Source organism: Bacillus thuringiensis (assembly GCF_001455345.1).
Lineage (GTDB): Bacteria > Bacillota > Bacilli > Bacillales > Bacillaceae_G > Bacillus_A > Bacillus_A thuringiensis_N.
In genome coordinates, this window is the sequence record NZ_CP013274.1 from 3,754,798 (window position 1) to 3,774,731 (window position 19,934).

A 19,934-nucleotide genomic window follows, 5' to 3' on the forward strand; every position below is an offset into this window, starting at 1 on the left:
GAGGTACCTCTTCTTATTTTAAAATATTTGCAATATATGTTTGAAGTTCTTCTACTTTTACTTCTTCAGACTCGCCTGTAGCGCGTACTTTCACTTCTACAATACCTTCGTCTGCTTTTTTACCAACTGTAACGCGAACTGGAAGGCCGAATAAATCTGCATCTGCAAATTTAACACCTGCACGTTCTGCACGATCATCTAGTAATACTTCATATCCTTGCTCTTGTAATGAGTTATAGATGTTTTCACCCATTTCACGTTGTGCATCAGATTTCATATTTACTGGAATTACATGCACATGGAACGGTGCTACAGCTTTCGGCCAAACTAAACCGTTCTCATCATTAAACTGCTCTGCAATTGCTGCCACTGTACGAGATACACCAATGCCGTAACAACCCATAATAAGTGGTTGTGTTTTTCCATTTTCATCCAGGAATGTTGCATTCATTGCTTCACTATAACGAGTTCCTAATTTGAATACATGACCAACTTCAATTCCGCGTGCGAAAAGAATTGTTCCGTTTCCGTCTGGAGATTGGTCTCCTTCTTGAATGAAGCGTAAATCTGTATATTGACTTACTTTAAAGTCACGTTCTGGATTTACATTTACATAATGGAATCCTTCTTCGTTCGCTCCTGAACATCCGTTAACAATTGATGCTACAGCGTGATCAGCAATAATTTCGATATCACCAGTTACACCAATCGGTCCTAATGAACCAACTTCACAATTTAATAATTCTTTTACTTCTTCATGAGAAGCAAGCTCAACAACTGAAGCGCCGTATACATTTTTCACTTTCACATCGTTTACTTCGTGATCACCACGAACAAGTACAACTACTAATTTCTCATCTACTTTAAATACCATAGACTTAATGCACTTGTCAGCTGCAATGTTTAATAATGTAGATACTTCTTCAATTGCTTTTTGGTCTGGCGTTGCTACTTTTTCAAGTGCTTTCTCTTCTTCGTCACTCTTCGTATACGTAGCTACAACAGGAGCCATTTCGATGTTCGCTGCATAATCAGATGTATCAGAGTACGCAATTGTATCTTCACCTACATCAGATAATACCATAAATTCATGTGTATCTTTCCCGCCCATTGCTCCAGAATCAGCAATAACCGCACGGAAATTCAAACCACAACGAGCAAAAATGTTAGAGTATGCTTTGTATAAACGATCGTATACTTCATCTAAGCTCTCTTGTGTAGCATGGAAAGAGTATGCATCTTTCATTAGAAACTCTCTTCCACGTAATAAACCGAAACGAGGTCTTTGCTCATCACGGAATTTTGTTTGAATTTGGTATAATGTTAACGGCAATTTTTTATATGATTTCACTTCATCACGCACAAGATCCGTAATTACTTCCTCATGTGTCGCTCCTAATGCGAATTCACGAGCGTTACGATCTTTCATACGCATTAATTCAGATCCGTAAGAATACCAACGACCTGACTCTTGCCATAATTCTGCAGCTTGCATTGCTGGCATTAATAATTCTACCGCGCCTGCGCGTTCCATTTCTTCTCGAACGATTCGTTCTACTTTGTGTAGTACTTTTAATCCAAATGGTAGAAAACTATAAATACCAGAAGCATTTTGACGCATAAAACCTGCGCGAAGTAATAACTGATGACTCTTAATTTCCGCATCAGCTGGAACTTCACGTAATGTAGGACTGAATACCATACTTTGTTTCATTATTCGCACCTCTTCATTTTACTCTTACACGCAGTAAAACCCCTCACCTCGAGTTAGGTGAGGGATTTTATTCTACGAGCTCTATTTCATTATAAGTTTCACTTTATTTTACAAGAAAAACTTACGAATGTCATTCCAAGTTACAACTAACATAAGTAACATTAATAATGCAAAACCAATAAAATGAACCATTCCTTCTTTTTGACGGTCAATTGGTTTCCCGCGCAATGCTTCAATTAAGAAGAAGAACAAACGTCCACCATCTAAAGCTGGAACTGGTAATAAATTAAATAAACCAAGGTTAATACTTAATACTGCCGCTAAACTTAATACACGCGTAAATCCATAATCTACAACTTGATCTGTTAGATTATAAATCCCTACTGGACCTGACAACTCATTAATAGAGAATTGACCAGTTACTAATTTCACAAGAGACTCAAAAATTAGTTTCGTCCAATAGTATGTTTGTTCAAAACCTGATTTAATAGAACCCATTACTGTTTTCTCTACTGGAGTGTAAACACCAATTCTACCAATTTCTTCTTTACCTTCTTTATCAAGCGTTGGCGTTACTTTCACATTAAACTGTTCGCTATCACGCTTTACTTGTAACGTAATTTCTTTATTCGGATTTTCACGTACAATGGTAACAACATCTTTCCATGTGCTTGTGTTTTTCCCATCAATAGCTTGAATTGTATCATTTTCTTTTAATCCAGCTTGCTCTGCTGCACTATTCTCCATTACTTTTCCGACCATTGGCTTGTCAATAGGAACCCCTTGTACAAATCCAAGAATCACAAAAATAACAAATGCTAAAATGAAGTTCATTGCAGGTCCCGCAAAGATCGTTAAAGCACGTTGACCTAATTTCTTAGAGCCAAACTGCCTATTATACGGAGCAATTTGAATTTCTTCACCGGCAGTAATGATACGAGCCTTCTCATTCACTCGAAATGTTTGCAACTCTTCCTCGTACTCTTCATAACCCGAAATTGTTAAGTTATGCTCTAAATCAGCTTGTTCGACTTCAATAACGCGAACATTTGGATACTTTTCATATCCATCAAAAACTAATTTTACAACTTCGTCTTTTTCGTTTAATACAAGGCCAACCTTTTTCCCAGGCTTTAACTCAACTGTATCTGCATCCTCGCCAGCCATTCTTACATAGCCACCAAGGGGCAGTAATCGAATCGTATACACCGTTTCATTCTTTTCAAATGAGAATATTTTCGGACCAAAACCAATCGCAAACTCACGGCATAAAATACCTGCTCTTTTTGCGAAATATAGATGCCCTAGCTCATGGAAAAATACGAGTGCACCGAAAATTAATATAAAGGCAATCGCTGTATTCAATTCCATACCACCTTTGCTAAATTTGTTCCATCACAAACCGTCTTGTGGTTGCATCAATTTCCAGAATTTCCTCTAAGCTCGGACGTGCAATGACATTGTGATGGTTCATTGCTTTTTCAATGAGGTCTTCCACTGTTAAGAAACCAATTCTCTTTTGTAAAAAAGCTTCAACAGCTACTTCATTCGCTGCATTCATTACAGCTGGCATACTTCCACCTGTTTTTCCAGCTTCATACGCAAAGCGCAAGCAACGGAAACGTTCTTGGTTCATTTTCTCAAAATGCAATGTACCCATTTCCCATAAATTTAACTGCTTTGTGTCTGAAAGAGGTAATCGATCAGGATATGTAAGAGCGTATTGAATTGGTACTCGCATATCAGGTGAGCCAAGCTGTGCCATCACACTACGATCTTCAAATTCAACCATAGAATGAATAATACTTTCTTTATGTAAAACAACATCGATTTGCTCATAAGGGATGCCAAAAAGCCAATGTGCTTCAATTACTTCTAGCCCCTTATTCATCATTGTAGCAGAATCAATTGTAATTTTCGAACCCATTGACCAGTTTGGATGTCGAAGCGCATCTTCTACGGTCACATGATGCAATTCATCTCTCGTTTTATCACGGAAACTTCCACCAGAAGCCGTTATAATTAGTCGAGAAATTCTTTTTTCATTTTCACCATTCAAGCATTGAAAAATAGCTGAATGTTCACTGTCTACTGGAAGTAACGAAACATTATGTTTTCGCGCTGCTTCCATTACAAGATGCCCTGCAGTTACTAACGTTTCTTTGTTTGCAATTCCAATTGTTTTTTTCGCCTCAATTGCACGAAGTGTTGGTAACAACCCTACGCTACCTACAACAGCATTTACTACTATCTCCGCATCTGGATGTAATGCTACTTCTAAAAGTCCTTCACTACCATATACAATTTTGGTATTACCAGAGACAGCTTGTAATTTTAAAACATCTTCCTCTCTTTGCACAGAGACAATTTGCGGAGAAAATTCTTGAATGACCTTTACTGCGTAGTCAATATTTTTCCCTACAGAAAAAGCAACGAGACGGAATTGGTCTGGGTGCGAGCGTAATACATCTAAAGTTTGTGTACCAATTGATCCGCTTGCACCTAATAAACTAATGTTTTTCATGACTCCAACCCCTCGTTCATTTATTAATTGTATTGTAATAAGAAGTAGAGAATTGGTAAAACGAATAACCAACTATCTGTTCGATCTAATATACCACCATGTCCAGGTAAAATTGTACCTGAATCTTTTACACCATAATGACGTTTAAATGCGGATTGTACTAAATCACCAATTTGTCCAAAAATAGAAATGATAATTGTCAACACAATTAAAATTCCTACATTAGCCTCAACTGGGAAGAAAATATTGTAAACAAGTGCCACAACAATTCCACAAACGATGCCGCCTAATGAGCCTTCAATCGTTTTATTTGGACTAATTTCTGGCCATAATTTTCTTTTTCCTAATGCTTTTCCTATGAAATATGCGCCTGAATCAGTAGCCCATATAACAAATAATGCACAAAACACATATTTAATTCCTAATATTCTCGTTTCATTCAAATATAGGAATCCCATTGCAACATATGTCGTTGCCATTAGTAAAAATGAAGCATTGTCAAAAGTAAATGTATTCTTAGAAAGGACTGTATATGATAAAAGTAATAAAACAATCACAAATGTGATTTCTAATTTACCTAATCCAATCCAAGTAAACAGTTCTGATGCACTACTTGGAATTAAAATAACCCATAATAATACTGCAGCTAAAACTGTTGGTACTGAAATAAGCGTAAGCTTATTCATACGAATTAATTCATATAAACCTATAGAAGCCAGTGCATACACTAAAACCGTAAAAGGCACGCCACCGTAAATTACGATGGGAATGAATAGCGCGGCAGCAACCACTCCAGTAATAATTCTCTGTTTCACTACCAAACCCTCTCTTTCTACACGCCTCCGAATCTGCGCCCTCTATGTTGAAAGTCTGTGATCGCATTTAGCAAATGTTCTTCCGTAAAGTCTGGCCAATACACATCTGTAAACCAAAATTCCGAATATGCAATTTGCCATAACATGAAATTACTAATACGTAACTCTCCACTTGTACGGATTAACAACTCAGGATCAGGTAACGAGCTCGTCATTAAGTAGGAAGAAAGCATTTCTTCACTTACATCTTCAATACGAACCTTTCCTTCCTCACTATCTTTCATCATATGTTGCACAGCAGAAACGATTTCATCTCGACTTCCATAGTTTAACGCGAAATTAAGAATTAATCCCGTATTCTCTTTCGTGTCTTCCATGGCCTTCTCCATCGCTCTGCGTGTATGCGTAGGAAGACGATCTTGTTGCCCTATTACTCGGACTTGTACGTTCTCTTCAATCAATTCTGGTAAAAATGTACCTAGAAATTCTTCTGGAAGCCTCATTAAATAGTCAACTTCCTTTTTCGGTCTTTTCCAGTTCTCAGTTGAAAAAGCATAAAGAGTTAATACTTTCACATTAAGTTTGCTTGCAAATTTTGTGATTTTCTTTACAACTTGCATGCCTTCATGATGTCCCGCAATACGAGGCATCGCTCTCCTCTTTGCCCATCTTCCATTACCATCCATAATAATGGCAATATGTTCTGGGATGTATCCTTTTTTCACTTCTTCAACGAGATGATCAAACGATGCGACCTTTTTACTTTTAAAAAAAGGAAAGTTTTTAAACATCATTCATACCCTCCAGCAAGCAGACATATGCCTAAAAGTGTAAAAAGACCCCCTTAAGAAGAGGGTCATATTTGCGAAGGTATCGCTATTACACTTCCATGATTTCTTTTTCTTTGTTTTTTGCGATTTCGTCAACTTTTGCAATATATTTATCTGTTTCTTTTTGGATATCTTCAGTATATCCTCTTAAATCATCTTCTGTAATATCGCCAGCTTTTTCAAGCTTCTTAAGATCATCATTACCGTCACGACGTACGTTACGAACAGCAACTTTTGCTTCTTCAGCATATTTTTTCACAACTTTTACAAGATCACGACGACGCTCTTCTGTTAATGCAGGGAATGCAATACGAATTACAGTTCCATCATTAGAAGGATTTAAGCCTAAATCTGCTTTTAAGATTGCTTTTTCAATATCACCGATAGAAGTTTTATCATAAGGTTGAATTACAAGTAAACGTGCTTCTGGAACTGTAATGTTCGCTAATTGCACAACAGGTGTTGGTGCACCATAGTAATCAACTTGTACCTTATCTAATACAGACGAACTTGCACGACCTGCACGAACTGTTGCTAATTCACGAGAGTAAGCAGCAACTGCTTTTTCCATTTTTTCATTTGAAGACTTCAATACTTGTTGTCCCATATTTATTTCCCCCTTACAACTGTTCCAATATTTTCGCCTAAAACGGCACGTTTAATATTACCTTTTTCCATAACTGAGAATACAATTAATGGAATGTCGTTATCCATACATAAAGAAGAAGCTGTTGAATCCATTACACCTAAACCTTCTTTTAATACATCTAAGTAAGTAAGTGTTTCGTATTTCGTAGCTGTTGGGTCAAGAGATGGATCAGCATTATATACACCATCTACATTGTTTTTCGCCATTAAGATAACGTCTGCTTCGATTTCCGCTGCACGTAGTGCTGCTGTTGTATCTGTAGAGAAATATGGGTTACCTGTACCTGCTGCAAAGATCACAACACGTTTTTTCTCTAGATGACGAACTGCTTTACGACGAATGTAAGGCTCTGCTACCTGACGCATTTCGATTGAAGTTTGAACACGAGTTTGAATTCCAATGTTCTCTAGGCTATCTTGAAGAGCTAATGAGTTCATAACTGTCGCTAACATACCCATGTAATCTGCTCCAGCGCGATCCATTCCCATTTCACTTCCGATTTTTCCACGCCAAATGTTTCCGCCACCAACAACAACAGCAACCTCTACATCAAGTTCTGCAATTTCTTTCACTTGTTCCGCAACTGATTTAATAACAGCTGGGTTAATTCCAAATCCTTGCTCGCCAGCTAAAGCTTCTCCACTCAGCTTTAAAACGACACGATTATATTTCGGTTTACTCATAATGAACCTCCAATTGCTTACATCTTTATTTTAAAAAAGGGAACACAATGTGTTCCCTAATCTGTATTAGTTACTACCTTTTACTTGGTTCATTACTTCTTCAGCAAAGTTGTCTTCGCGTTTTTCGATACCTTCACCAACAGCGTAGCGAACGAATCCTTTTAATGTTCCGCCTTTAGACTCAACGAACTGACGAACTTTCATATCAGGGTTTTTAACGAATGCTTGGTCAAGTAAGCAAATCTCTTCGAAGAATTTGCCAAGACGGCCTTCAACCATTTTTGCAACGATTTTTTCAGGCTTGCCTTCGTTTAATGCTTGTTGTGTTAATACTTGACGCTCATGCTCAACTTCTTCAGCTGTTACAGCATCGCGGTCAATGTATTTAGGGTTAACTGCAGCGATGTGCATTGCAACATCTTTAGCAGCTGCTTCATCAGTAGAACCTTCAAGAACTGTTAGTACACCAATGCGTCCACCCATGTGTAGGTAAGCACCGAATGCATCTGCATCAGTTTTTGATACGATTTCGAAACGACGAAGTGTAAGTTTTTCACCAATCTTAGCGATTGCTTCGTTGATGTGCTCTTCAACTTTTTTACCGTTTTCCATTGTTTGAGCCATAGCTTCTTCAACGTTAGCTGGTTTGTTAGTTAATAAGTGAGCAGCTAATTCTTTAATTAATGTTTGGAAACCTTCGTTTTTCGCAACGAAATCAGTTTCAGAGTTTAATTCTAAGATTAAACCGTCGTTACCGTTTGTTTCGATGAAAGTTAAACCTTCAGCAGCGATGCGGTCTGCTTTTTTAGCAGCTTTCGCAATACCCTTTTCACGTAAGAAGTCAATTGCCTTCTCCATGTCGCCATTAGTTTCTGTTAAAGCTTTTTTGCAGTCCATCATACCTGCGCCAGTTTTTTCACGTAATTCTTTTACCATTTGTGCAGTGATTGCCATACTTTTCATCCTCCTAAAATATGTATTTATACCTTTTATAAAGGTGTTTATACCTTAAAAAAGGTGATAAAAGGCCGAACCCCTTATCACCTTTCCAACTTTGTTACGCAGTAACAGTTTCTTCACCTTGTTTTGCTTCAAGGATCGCGTCTGCCATTTTAGATGTAAGAAGTTTTACAGCACGAATTGCATCATCGTTTGCTGGGATAACGTGATCGATTTCGTCTGGATCACAGTTTGTATCAACGATACCGATGATTGGAATGTGTAATTTGCGTGCTTCAGCAACTGCAATACGCTCTTTACGAGGGTCTACTACGAATAATGCACTTGGAAGACCTTTCATATCTTTAATACCGCCTAAGAATTTCTCAAGACGCTCTAACTCTTTTTTAAGTTGAACAACTTCTTTCTTAGGTAGTACTTCGAAAGTACCATCTTCTTGCATTCTTTCGATGTCTTTAAGACGCTTGATACGCTTTTGGATTGTTTGGAAGTTTGTTAAAGTTCCACCTAACCAACGTTGGTTAACGAAGTACATACCAGCACGAGTTGCTTCTTCTTTAATAGCTTCTTGTGCTTGTTTTTTAGTACCTACGAATAAGATGTCTCCACCTTCAGCAGCGATGTCACGCATCGTTCTGTAAGCTTCCTCAACTTTTTTCACAGTTTTTTGTAAGTCGATGATGTAGATACCGTTACGCTCTGTGAAAATGTAACGCTTCATTTTTGGGTTCCAACGACGAGTTTGATGTCCGAAATGAACACCAGCTTCAAGCAATTGCTTCATAGAAATTACTGACATAATATAGTTCCTCCTAAATGGTTTTTGATATCCTCCGTTTACTTCATCTCTAAGCGAAACTACAAACGTAGCACCAACACTTAAATCAGTAAACGTGTGTACTTTGTACTGACACCACTGCTTACTATATCATACTGAAATATTACAATCAAGTCGAAAATGCGAACAATGTAAAACTTTCTTTATTCACACTCGAATTCTAGTATTACCAACCTGTATTTCTTTTAAGCAAAAAAGTGAAATTCAAATAATAGTTTCTAAAAAACATGATTATGGCGCTGTTCACAAACAACATCAACCTCTTATATACAAAAAAAACTCTCCTCAAGGGAGGAGAGTTTTTATAAATTAGTTTGTTTTTAATTTAGCAAGTTCTTGTAGAAACTTGTCGTTTAGCACTTTAATGTATGTTCCTTTCATACCTAAAGAGCGAGACTCAATAACACCAGCACTTTCTAATTTACGTAGTGCATTTACGATTACAGAACGAGTAATTCCTACGCGATCAGCAATTTTACTTGCAACAAGTAATCCTTCTGTTCCATTTAATTCTTCGAAGATATGCTCGATTGCTTCTAACTCACTGTAAGACAATGAGCTAATCGCCATTTGAACAACAGCTTTACTACGTGCTTCCTCTTCGATTTCTTCTGCTTTTTCACGTAAGATTTCCATACCTACTACAGTTGAACTGTATTCAGCAAGGATTAAATCATCGTCTAAGAACTCTTGACCAAGACGAGCTAACACTAATGTGCCTAGACGCTCACCGCCACCAACGATTGGTACGATTGTAGTTAAACCTTGACCGAATAATTCTCTATTTTCTACCGGGAATGCTGTGTAAGCACTGTTTACATCTAAGTTAGAAGATGTTTCTGTAATGTTGAATAAGCTTTGTGTGTATTCTTCCGGGAATTGACGCTCTGCAAGCATTTGTTTCATACGCTCATTCTCAATTTGTTGGTGAATTGCATAACCTAGTAATTTACCACGACGGCTTACTACGAATACGTTCGCTTCGATTACTTCACACATTGTGTCAGACATTTCTCTAAAGTTTACAGGCTTTCCTGCTGCGCTCTGTAATAACGCATTTAATTTTCTTGTTTTTGCTAATAATTCCATTTCAAAAGTTCCTCCTACATGTTACTCACATATTTTTTCATCACTTGGAAACTAGGGCGAGTCACCTGATGACACAATTACAAAATAAACTGGCTCACATCTTTATTTTTAGCAATCGTTGCTAATTTCTCCTCAACGTATTGAGGTGTTATCGTTATTTTCTCTAACGTAATTTCAGATGCTTCAAACGATAAATCTTCAAGGAGCTTCTCCATAATCGTATGAAGTCTTCTTGCTCCAATATTATCTGTATCCTGATTAACTTGATAAGCAATCTCAGCAATCTTACGAATAGCTTCGTCTGAAAATTCAATTTCTATACCTTCAGTCGCTAATAAAGCCATATATTGTTTAATTAACGCATTGTCAGGTTCGATTAATATTTTAACAAAATCATCTGTAGACAATTTTGTTAATTCTACTCGAATCGGAAATCTCCCTTGCAGTTCCGGAATTAAATCCGACGGTTTAGACATATGAAACGCTCCAGCTGCAACGAATAAAATATAATCCGTTTTTACTGATCCGTATTTTGTCGCAACATTCGACCCTTCTACAATTGGTAAAATGTCACGTTGCACACCTTCACGTGATACATCTACGCTATTCGACTGCTTACCAGCAATTTTGTCAATTTCATCGATAAAAATAATCCCGAGCTGTTCAGCACGATAAACAGCCTCTTGTGTAACTTCATCCATATCAATTAAGCGCTGTGCTTCCTCATTTGTCAAGAGTTTTCTTGCTTCTTTCACAGAAAGTTTACGTTTTTTTGTTTTTTTCGGCATAAAACTCCCTAATGCATCTTGGAAATTCATTCCCATTTGTTCCATGCCAGTTCCTTGTAACATATCGAACATAGAAGACTGTTGCTCAGTCACTTCAATCGATACAATCTCATCTTCAAGAAGTCCTGCAGCTAGCTTTCTTTCTACATCTTGACGTTTCTTTTCAATTTCAACATCTTCCTGCTCATCTGATGTTTGATTCGAATTTTGAGCACCGCCAAATAGCATTTCTAATGGGTTTTTAAATCCAGATTGTTTCTCCGGACTCGGCACTAAAATTTCAACAAGACGTTGGTTCGCTTGCTCTTCTGCTTTGTCTTGTACTTTAATTACCATTTCTTCTTTCACGATACGAACTGACGTTTCTACAAGGTCACGTACCATCGATTCTACATCTCTACCTACATATCCAACTTCTGTAAACTTCGTAGCTTCAACCTTAATAAAAGGTGCTCCAACGAGTTTTGCCATTCGTCGTGCGACCTCTGTTTTACCAACACCTGTCGGTCCAATCATTAAAATATTTTTAGGTGCAATTTCATCACGTAGATTTTCAGCTAATTTACTTCGGCGGTAACGATTTCTTAAAGCTACAGCAACCGCTTTCTTCGCATCTTTTTGACCGATAATGTATTGATCTAATTTTTCCACAATTTGACGCGGAGTAAAATGTAAATGCATATAAAATGCCTCCCTTACGATTCTACAATTCTTCCACAATTATATTGTGGTTTGTATAAACACAAATATCGCCAGCAATGTCTAAACTCGCTTTCGCAATTTGCTTCGCTGTTAAATGTTCACTTGCATATTGCTTTAAAGCACGACCTGCAGAAAGCGCATAATTCCCGCCAGATCCAATTGCTAAAATACCATCATCTGGTTCAATCACTTCTCCTGTACCCGAAACAAGAAGCATAGTTGTTTTATCCATGACAATGAGCATCGCTTCTAGCTGACGTAACATTTTGTCGCCACGCCATTGTTTTGCCATCTCAACTGCAGCACGCTGCAAGTTCCCATTGTACTCTTCTAATTTCCCTTCAAACATTTCAAAAAGAGTAAATGCGTCAGCAACAGAACCTGCAAAACCAGCTAAAACTTTCCCTTGGAAAAGTTTACGGACTTTACGAGCTGTATGTTTCATTACAACCGCATTTCCCATTGTCACCTGGCCATCTCCAGCCATTGCACATTCTCCATTATGATGAACTGCAAATATCGTTGTAGCATGGAAATTCCCCATAGAAAAAACTCCTTTATATGTTTTTATAGCTTTAAAAGCAATTTATGCCCGTGGGTGATGCTTCATGTAGACAGAACGCAATCTTTCTTTAGAGACATGCGTATAAATTTGTGTCGTCGACAAATTCTCATGACCGAGTAGCTCCTGTACAGTACGTAAATCTGCCCCTTCATCTAACATGTGTGTAGCAAATGTATGCCTTAACATATGGGGACTTATCCGCATTGTCAGTGAAGCCTTCTTAATGAGTTCATTTAATACATAACGTACCCCTCGACTTGTCAGCGGCGTGCCTTTCGCATTTAAAAATACCATATGAGAGTGTTCTTCAGTTTTTTGAGCTAACTGTTTTCTCCCGTTCTCTATATAAGTAATTAAAGCATCCTGCGCATAACTCCCGAACGGAATATATCTTTGTTTTTTTCCTTTTCCCATTACTAAAATTGTTCCCACCGCAAAGTCAATATCAGTAAGTTGTAAATTGACACATTCACTCACACGGATCCCAGTCGCATACATCAACTCTAATAAAGCTTGATTCCTTTGGCCTAGCGGCGTTTCCGTGTCAGAAACTTCAAATAATTCCTCTAATTCTTCAGCATATAAAAACTTTGGGATTGACAATTCTTTTTTGGGGAGTGACGCAAGTGCAAACGGATTATCTTTCCGATAACCTTCACGCATCAAAAAACGATATAAACTTCGTAAGCTTGATACTTTTCTTGCGACAGATTTACGGGCTAACTTTTCATCGTGCAACGTCGTTAAGTACAAACGAACATCCGCGTATGTAATATCTAAAAAAGAGGATATGCCTTCTCGCTCCATAAATTGCACAAAATGTTCTAAATCATTTTGATAACTTGCAATTGTATATTTTGAATAATTTCTTTCAATTTGTAAATATCCAACGAATAATTGTAACAATTTCTTCACATTCACACAATTCACCTCAATAAAGGCTACTAAATCGTATCACAACTTAGTAGCCTTTGCAAGAAATTTAACTAAATATTTACAAAATTTTGAATCGTTTCTAAAGCGCGTGTTGCATAAGCTTCATTACGTTCTGCTTTCCTTTTAATTTTCTTCTCTAACGGTGCAAACAGACCGAAGTTTGCATTCATTGGTTGGAAGTTTTTCGCGTTTGTCGCAGTAATATAGTTCGCCATACTTCCCATTGCAGTTACAGGCGGTAATACAACTGGCTCTTCACCTTTCACAAGTCGAGCAGCATTAATACCTGCTAGTAATCCTGACGCCGCCGATTCAACATACCCCTCTACTCCAGTCATTTGACCAGCGAAGAATAAATCATCACGTTGTTTATATTGATATGTTGGACGAAGCAAGTTAGGTGAATTAATAAACGTATTACGATGCATTACACCATAACGTACAATCTCTGCGTTTTCCAGTCCTGGAATCAACTGTAACACTTCTTTTTGTGGTCCCCACTTTAAATGCGTCTGGAAACCTACGATATTGTATAGCGTTCCCGCTGCATCATCTTGACGCAACTGAACAACAGCATATGGCGTTTTCCCTGTTTTCGGATCTTCTAATCCAACAGGTTTCATCGGTCCAAATACTAGTGTCTGTCTTCCTCTACTTGCCATAACTTCTACCGGCATACAACCTTCAAAGAAAATTTCTTTTTCAAATTCTTTTAAAGGTACTGTTTCAGCAGCGATTAAAGCCTCGTAAAAACGATCAAATTCCTCTTCTGTCATCGGGCAGTTTAAATATGCCGCTTCACCTTTATCATAACGAGATTTTAAATACACTTTATTCATATCAATGCTGTCTTTCTCAACAATCGGTGCTGCAGCATCATAGAAATAAAAATAGTCTTCACCTGTTAATTCTTTTAATTGTGCAGCAAGATCAGGAGACGTAAGTGGACCTGTCGCGATAACAGTAGGACCTTCTGGAATTTCAGTGATTTCTTCATTCATCACAGTTACGTTCGGATGGTTTTTCACATATTCTGTTACTTTTGCCGCAAATTCATGACGATCTACAGCTAAAGCCCCTCCTGCTGGTACAGAGCACTCATCAGCTGCACGAATAATAACTGAATCCATTAAGCGCATTTCTTCTTTAATAACACCAACAGCATTGGTTAAAGTGTTTGCACGAAGTGAGTTACTACATACTAATTCAGCAAATTTATCTGTGTGATGAGCTGGCGTTTGCCTTACCGGTCTCATTTCATATAATCTAACTTGGACACCACGTTTTGCAATTTGGTAAGCTGCTTCACTTCCTGCAAGACCTGCGCCAATGACGTTTACTACTTGTGTTGTCATTTATATCACCTTTCCTTTTCTTCCCGAAAAAAATGTGAGCAGTTACGCTCACATTTGTTGTTCTTCTTCATAATCGCACGAAATACATTGTACTTGCACGCCTTTTTTCAACTTCTTCTCTACAAGCATACCTTCGCACTTCGGACATTTACGGCCAATCGGCTTATCCCAAGATACAAAGTCACATTCTGGATACGTACCGCACCCATAGAAAAGACGTTTCTTTTTATTACTACGACGTTCAATAATTTGACCTTTATCACATTTCGGACAAGTAACACCGATTTCTTTCACAATCGGTTTTGTATTACGACAATCTGGGAAATTCGAGCAAGCCATAAATTTCCCGTATTTACCCATTTTAAAGACCATTGGGTGATCACATAATTCACAGTCTTCCCCAGCTGGTTCATCTTTAATTTCCACTTCACGCATTTCTTTTTCCGCTTTTTCTAAACGCGGTTCAAAGCCTACGTAGAAATCATCAACAATTTTTACCCAATTCGCATTTCCTTCTTCTACTTCATCAAGACTTTGCTCCATGTTAGCAGTAAATTCAATGTTAATAATTTCTGGGAAAAACTCTAAAATAAGTTCAATTACTATTTCACCAAGTTCAGTTGGAACGAAGCGTTTATTATCCAAACCTACGTACCCACGTTTTTGAATCGTTTCAAGTGTCGGTACGTAAGTCGACGGTCTCCCAATTCCAAGCTCTTCAAGTGTTCTTACTAGACGAGCCTCTGTATAGCGCGGCGGAGGTTGTGTAAAGTGTTGCTTCGGTTCTAAATCCTTAGAAAATACTGTTTCCCCTACTTCTAAAGGTGGTAACATCTTATCCTTTTCTTCAGCCCCGTCATCTTTCGATTCTACATACACTTTCATAAACCCTGGGAACTTTACAACTGATCCACTTGCACGGAACTGAACATTATTATTAATGAGCCTCGCTGTCACAGTATCCATTATAGCAGACGCCATTTGACTTGCAACAAATCGCTCCCAAATCAATTTATACAACCGAAGTTGGTCACGACCTAAGAAACTCTTTAGTTCCTCTGGCTTTCTCATTACCGAAGTAGGACGAATCGCCTCATGCGCATCTTGTGCATTTGATTTTTTCGTTTCTTTCTTCTTTTCTGTTCCTGTTCCTATGTATTCCGTACCATACGCCTCAGTAATGTAAGTACGAGCCTCTGTTTGAGCCGTTTCTGAGATACGAGTTGAATCGGTTCTCATATACGTAATAAGACCTACAGTTCCTTGTTTTCCAAGATCGATTCCTTCATACAATTGCTGCGCAAGCATCATTGTTTTCTTTGCTCGCATGTTTAACTTACGCGCTGCCTCTTGTTGCAAGGAAGATGTTGTAAATGGTAATGCGGGATTACGTTTTCGCTCTTTTCTCGTTACATTTTCAACTGAAAACGCATTTTCTTTCAGCTGTTCAATTATTTCATTCACTTGCGTTTCATTCGTTAATTGAACTTTTTCTCCATCTACACCGTAAAAGCTTGCTTCAAATGTGTCTTTCCCTTTCACAAATTCTGTCTTAATTGTCCAGAATTCTTCAGGTTCAAAGCTTTGAATTTCTCTTTCACGTTCGATAATTAAACGAACTGCTACAGATTGTACGCGTCCTGCACTTAATCCTTTTTTTACTTTCTTCCATAATAAAGGACTAATATTGTAACCAACAAGACGATCTAGTATACGTCTTGCTTGTTGTGCATCCACTAAATCCATATTAATCGCACGAGGATGTTTAAATGATTCTTTTATTGCATCTTTTGTAATCTCATTAAACACAACTCGACAATCTGATTCAACGTCCACATTTAACGTATTTGCTAAATGCCAAGCAATTGCTTCCCCTTCGCGGTCTGGATCGGCCGCGAGATAGACTTTCTTTGCTTTTTTTGCCGCTGATTTTAAGTCTTTTAAGACGGGACCTTTACCACGAATGGTAATATATTTCGGGGTGAAGTTGTTCTTTACTTCTATCCCCATTTGGCTTTTAGGTAAATCGCGAACGTGTCCCATAGACGCGACAACTTTGTATTTTTTCCCTAAATATTTCTCAATGGTCTTCGCCTTAGAAGGCGACTCCACGATTACGAGGTAATCTGACATGCTAGTGCCTCCTTAAGAGGTGGATTCAAGTCTTCATTAATCTTATTGATTTCTCTTGTTTTTGTCAATCAAGAATGAATATACCATACAGCGCCTATCTACCATTTGTCAATAATTGTTTAATAAAAACATAAAAATATAAGGTTAATTTAAAATCTCTTCTAGGATATCTTCTGCATTTCTTACTAGTTTCGCTCCTTGTTGAATTAGATGATTCGTTCCTGATGCACTCTCTATAAATATAGGTCCAGGAAGTGCAAATACCTCTCTATTTTGCTCTAAAGCAAGGTCCGCAGTAATAAGTGTTCCACTTCTTGATTTCGCTTCTACAACTAAAACCCCTTTACTTATACCACTAATAATTCGGTTCCTTTTTGGAAAATACCATTTTTTCGGTGCATAGTGCGGAGGGTACTCTGTTAATAACAATATATATTCATTCCACGCCTCATATAAATATTGATTCTCCTTTGGATATATATACGATAATCCATGTCCTAGTATCGCAATAGTTGGGCAATGTCGTCTTACTGTAATTTCATGTGACATCGTATCTATCCCTCTTGCAAAACCACTTACAATAAGCCATCCTCTTTCTAATATTGGGTGTAAAATAAATTCTAAACTCTCCTGTCCATATAAAGTCGGTTCTCTCGTTCCAACAACCGCTAATTTATTCGATTTATTGAGAAAATCCTTCTTTCCTTTTCCATATAACACAAAGGGGGGATCTTGTATTTCACGTAAAAGTTGTGGATAATCTTCATCCCATATAGTTATATAAAAGATTCGGTTTTTCTTTAAATAAGATATATATTGTGGGAGACTTGAACTTTGAAGAAAATTTACTAATTCTGAAGATTTTTGTGAGGATATTCCAGTATAATATTCAATTTGTTTTGCATTAAAAGCGTATATTCCTTTCAATTCTGGATCGACATATAATAGTCTTTCCATCCCCTTCCAATAATCTGCTAACAAGTAATGAAGATGTAATAATCGTTCTCTTTTCATCTTAAATCTCCTTACCCATAATTTTTATTATGTAAACAATATTTGTGTAAAAAGACACCTTCAAGCAAGAAGGTGTCTTTCAAAAGATTAATAGTTTTTACAAGTCTCAAATAGACCTTTTTCTTTTAAGACAGAGATTAGCGTTTCACCCATAACCGCTGGAGTTTCCGCTACTTTAATACCACAAGCTTCCATTGTTTTAATCTTTTCTGCAGCAGTTCCTTTACCACCAGAAATGATTGCCCCAGCATGGCCCATACGTTTGCCTTCAGGCGCAGTTTGACCACCAATGAAGCCTACAACAGGTTTTGTCATATTAGCTTTTACCCACTCAGCTGCTTCTTCTTCCGCTGTACCACCGATTTCACCAATCATAATTACAGCATGTGTTTCTTCATCTTCGTTAAATGCTTTTAACGCATCAATAAAGTCTGTACCGTTAACAGGGTCCCCGCCGATACCTACAGCAGTAGATTGGCCAATACCTTCTTGTGTTAACTGATGTACAGCCTCATACGTTAATGTACCAGAGCGAGATACGATACCTACATGGCCTTTTTTATGAATGTACCCTGGCATAATACCGATTTTACATTCATCAGGCGTAATAACACCCGGGCAGTTTGGTCCAAGTAAACGTGTATGTTTACCCGCCATATATCTCTTTACGTTTACCATATCTAATACAGGAATTCCTTCAGTAATACATACTACTAAATCAATTTCTGCATCAACTGCTTCCATAATTGCATCAGCCGCAAAAGCGGGTGGAACGTATACAACTGAAGCATTTGCGCCTGTTGCCTTCACTGCATCTTCTACTGTATCAAATACTGGTACACCTTCAATATCAGTGCCACCTTTACCTGGTGTTACACCACCGACAATCTTCGTACCGTATTCAATCATTTGCTTTGTGTGGAATAACCCTTGAGAACCTGTAATACCTTGAACAATAACTTTTGTATCTTTATTAACTAATACGCTCATTTTTCTCCCCCGCTTTCTATTAGCCCACTAGTGAAACAATTTTTTGTGCACCGTCTGCCATAGATTCTGCTGCAACAATATTTAAGCCAGACTCATTTAAAATTTTCTTACCTAACTCTACGTTTGTACCTTCAAGACGTACAACTAAAGGCAACTCAAGGCCAACTTGCTTTGTCGCTTCAATAACACCTTCTGCGATAACATCACACTTCATGATGCCACCAAAAATGTTAACGAAGATACCTTTTACATTTTTGTCAGAAAGGATAATTTTGAATGCTTCTGTAACTTTTTCAGCTGTCGCACCGCCACCAACATCTAAGAAGTTAGCTGGATCACCATGGTAATGTTTAATGATATCCATTGTAGCCATCGCTAAACCTGCACCATTAACCATACAACCGATATTTCCATCTAAAGGAATGTAGTTTAAGTCATATTTAGAAGCTTCAATTTCTTTTGCATCTTCTTCTTCAAGATCACGAAGTTCTAAAATGTCTTTATGGCGATATAATGCATTAGAATCAAAGTTTAATTTCGCATCTAATGCCATAACTTTACCGTCACCTGTTGTAACAAGTGGATTAATCTCAGCGATAGAGCAATCTTTTTCGATAAACGCACGGTATAAGCCCATCATAAACTTCACAGCTTGTCCTACAAGCTCTTTTGGAATATTAATGTTAAATGCGATTCGGCGCGCTTGGAAGCCTTGTAAGCCTACTGCTGGATCAATATATTCTTTAAAGATTTTTTCAGGTGTTTTTTCTGCTACTTCCTCAATTTCTGTTCCGCCTTCTTCAGACGCCATTAAAACAACTTGAGAAGTTGCACGATCTAACACAAGACCTACATAATATTCTTTTTTAATATCGCAACCTTCTTCGATAAGTAAGCGTTTTACTTCCTTACCTTCAGGACCTGTTTGATGTGTCACAAGTGTAGTTCCTAAAATGCTCTCTGCATATGTACGAACTTCATCTAAATTTTTTGCAACTTTTACTCCGCCAGCTTTGCCGCGTCCACCAGCGTGAATTTGTGCTTTTACTACACATACATCCGTTCCTAATTCTTTCGCTGCTTCTACAGCTTCTTCTACTGTAAATGCAACCTTCCCGTTCGGAACGCTAACCCCATAGCTTCTAAGGACTGCCTTACCTTGGTACTCATGGATATTCATGGTCCCATCCTCCCCTGTTTTCCTGTTTTACTCGAAAAGTTTTTTAATGTTTAAAAAACATTACATTGCCATTGTATAAGATGATTGGCACGCTGTCTACAATAAAGTGTCAGAAAACTGAAATCGCTTTATTCTTTTTTGAAAATAGTAATGTTTATATGTCAAAATA

The 19,934-nt window shown here is 37.7% G+C and carries 18 protein-coding genes; all 18 read right to left on the reverse strand.

Annotated elements, in window-relative coordinates:
- Positions 1-13 precede the first annotated feature (13 nt).
- A complete protein-coding gene (locus ATN06_RS19415) occupies positions 14-1,714 on the reverse strand; it encodes a proline--tRNA ligase (protein ID WP_060631979.1) in 1,701 nt (566 codons plus the stop codon).
- Positions 1,715-1,822: 108 nt separating this feature from the next.
- Positions 1,823-3,079, reverse strand: coding sequence for an RIP metalloprotease RseP (rseP, locus tag ATN06_RS19420; protein ID WP_060631980.1), 1,257 nt, complete (start codon positions 3,077-3,079; stop codon positions 1,823-1,825).
- Between the two features lie 16 nt (positions 3,080-3,095).
- The gene (gene dxr, locus ATN06_RS19425) at positions 3,096-4,238 is read right to left on the reverse strand and encodes a 1-deoxy-D-xylulose-5-phosphate reductoisomerase (protein ID WP_000790363.1); all 1,143 of its coding nucleotides are present in this window, start codon (positions 4,236-4,238) and stop codon (positions 3,096-3,098) included.
- A 23-nt stretch (positions 4,239-4,261) separates the two neighbouring features.
- Entirely contained in the window at positions 4,262-5,053 is a 792-nt protein-coding gene (gene cdsA, locus ATN06_RS19430) for a phosphatidate cytidylyltransferase (RefSeq protein WP_060631981.1), read from the reverse strand.
- Between the two features lie 17 nt (positions 5,054-5,070).
- A complete protein-coding gene (gene uppS, locus ATN06_RS19435; protein ID WP_060631982.1) occupies positions 5,071-5,847 on the reverse strand; it encodes an undecaprenyl pyrophosphate synthase in 777 nt (258 codons plus the stop codon).
- 85 nt (positions 5,848-5,932) lie between these two features.
- The gene (gene frr / locus ATN06_RS19440) at positions 5,933-6,490 is read right to left on the reverse strand and encodes a ribosome recycling factor (RefSeq protein WP_000531504.1); all 558 of its coding nucleotides are present in this window, start codon (positions 6,488-6,490) and stop codon (positions 5,933-5,935) included.
- 2 nt (positions 6,491-6,492) lie between these two features.
- Entirely contained in the window at positions 6,493-7,215 is a 723-nt protein-coding gene (gene pyrH, locus ATN06_RS19445; RefSeq protein WP_060631983.1) for a UMP kinase, read from the reverse strand.
- 66 nt (positions 7,216-7,281) lie between these two features.
- Positions 7,282-8,169, reverse strand: coding sequence for a translation elongation factor Ts (tsf, locus tag ATN06_RS19450; protein ID WP_060631984.1), 888 nt, complete (start codon positions 8,167-8,169; stop codon positions 7,282-7,284).
- 103 nt (positions 8,170-8,272) lie between these two features.
- Positions 8,273-8,974: a 30S ribosomal protein S2 gene (rpsB, locus tag ATN06_RS19455; RefSeq protein WP_000111485.1), complete on the reverse strand. Its 702-nt coding sequence runs from the start codon at positions 8,972-8,974 to the stop codon at positions 8,273-8,275.
- 348 nt (positions 8,975-9,322) lie between these two features.
- Entirely contained in the window at positions 9,323-10,102 is a 780-nt protein-coding gene (gene codY, locus ATN06_RS19460) for a GTP-sensing pleiotropic transcriptional regulator CodY (protein WP_000421290.1), read from the reverse strand.
- A 77-nt stretch (positions 10,103-10,179) separates the two neighbouring features.
- Complete coding sequence (hslU, locus tag ATN06_RS19465) at positions 10,180-11,571, reverse strand: ATP-dependent protease ATPase subunit HslU (protein ID WP_060631985.1); 1,392 nt, start codon at positions 11,569-11,571, stop codon at positions 10,180-10,182.
- A gap of 22 nt (positions 11,572-11,593) precedes the next feature.
- Entirely contained in the window at positions 11,594-12,136 is a 543-nt protein-coding gene (gene hslV, locus ATN06_RS19470; protein WP_000526271.1) for an ATP-dependent protease proteolytic subunit HslV, read from the reverse strand.
- A 42-nt stretch (positions 12,137-12,178) separates the two neighbouring features.
- Entirely contained in the window at positions 12,179-13,078 is a 900-nt protein-coding gene (gene xerC / locus ATN06_RS19475; RefSeq protein ID WP_060631986.1) for a tyrosine recombinase XerC, read from the reverse strand.
- Positions 13,079-13,143: 65 nt separating this feature from the next.
- A complete protein-coding gene (gene trmFO, locus ATN06_RS19480) occupies positions 13,144-14,448 on the reverse strand; it encodes an FADH(2)-oxidizing methylenetetrahydrofolate--tRNA-(uracil(54)-C(5))-methyltransferase TrmFO (RefSeq protein ID WP_060631987.1) in 1,305 nt (434 codons plus the stop codon).
- Positions 14,449-14,496: 48 nt separating this feature from the next.
- The gene (gene topA, locus ATN06_RS19485) at positions 14,497-16,581 is read right to left on the reverse strand and encodes a type I DNA topoisomerase (RefSeq protein ID WP_060631988.1); all 2,085 of its coding nucleotides are present in this window, start codon (positions 16,579-16,581) and stop codon (positions 14,497-14,499) included.
- 144 nt (positions 16,582-16,725) lie between these two features.
- Positions 16,726-17,595 carry a DNA-processing protein DprA gene (dprA, locus tag ATN06_RS19490; protein ID WP_060631989.1) on the reverse strand — a complete coding sequence of 290 codons (870 nt, stop codon included), beginning with the start codon at positions 17,593-17,595 and terminating at the stop codon, positions 16,726-16,728.
- 87 nt (positions 17,596-17,682) lie between these two features.
- Positions 17,683-18,585, reverse strand: a complete 903-nt coding sequence (sucD, locus tag ATN06_RS19495; RefSeq protein ID WP_000115179.1) for a succinate--CoA ligase subunit alpha — start codon at positions 18,583-18,585, stop codon at positions 17,683-17,685.
- Between the two features lie 19 nt (positions 18,586-18,604).
- On the reverse strand, positions 18,605-19,765 hold the full coding sequence (gene sucC / locus ATN06_RS19500) for an ADP-forming succinate--CoA ligase subunit beta (protein ID WP_001020788.1): 1,161 nt from the start codon (positions 19,763-19,765) through the stop codon (positions 18,605-18,607).
- Positions 19,766-19,934: the final 169 nt, after the last annotated feature.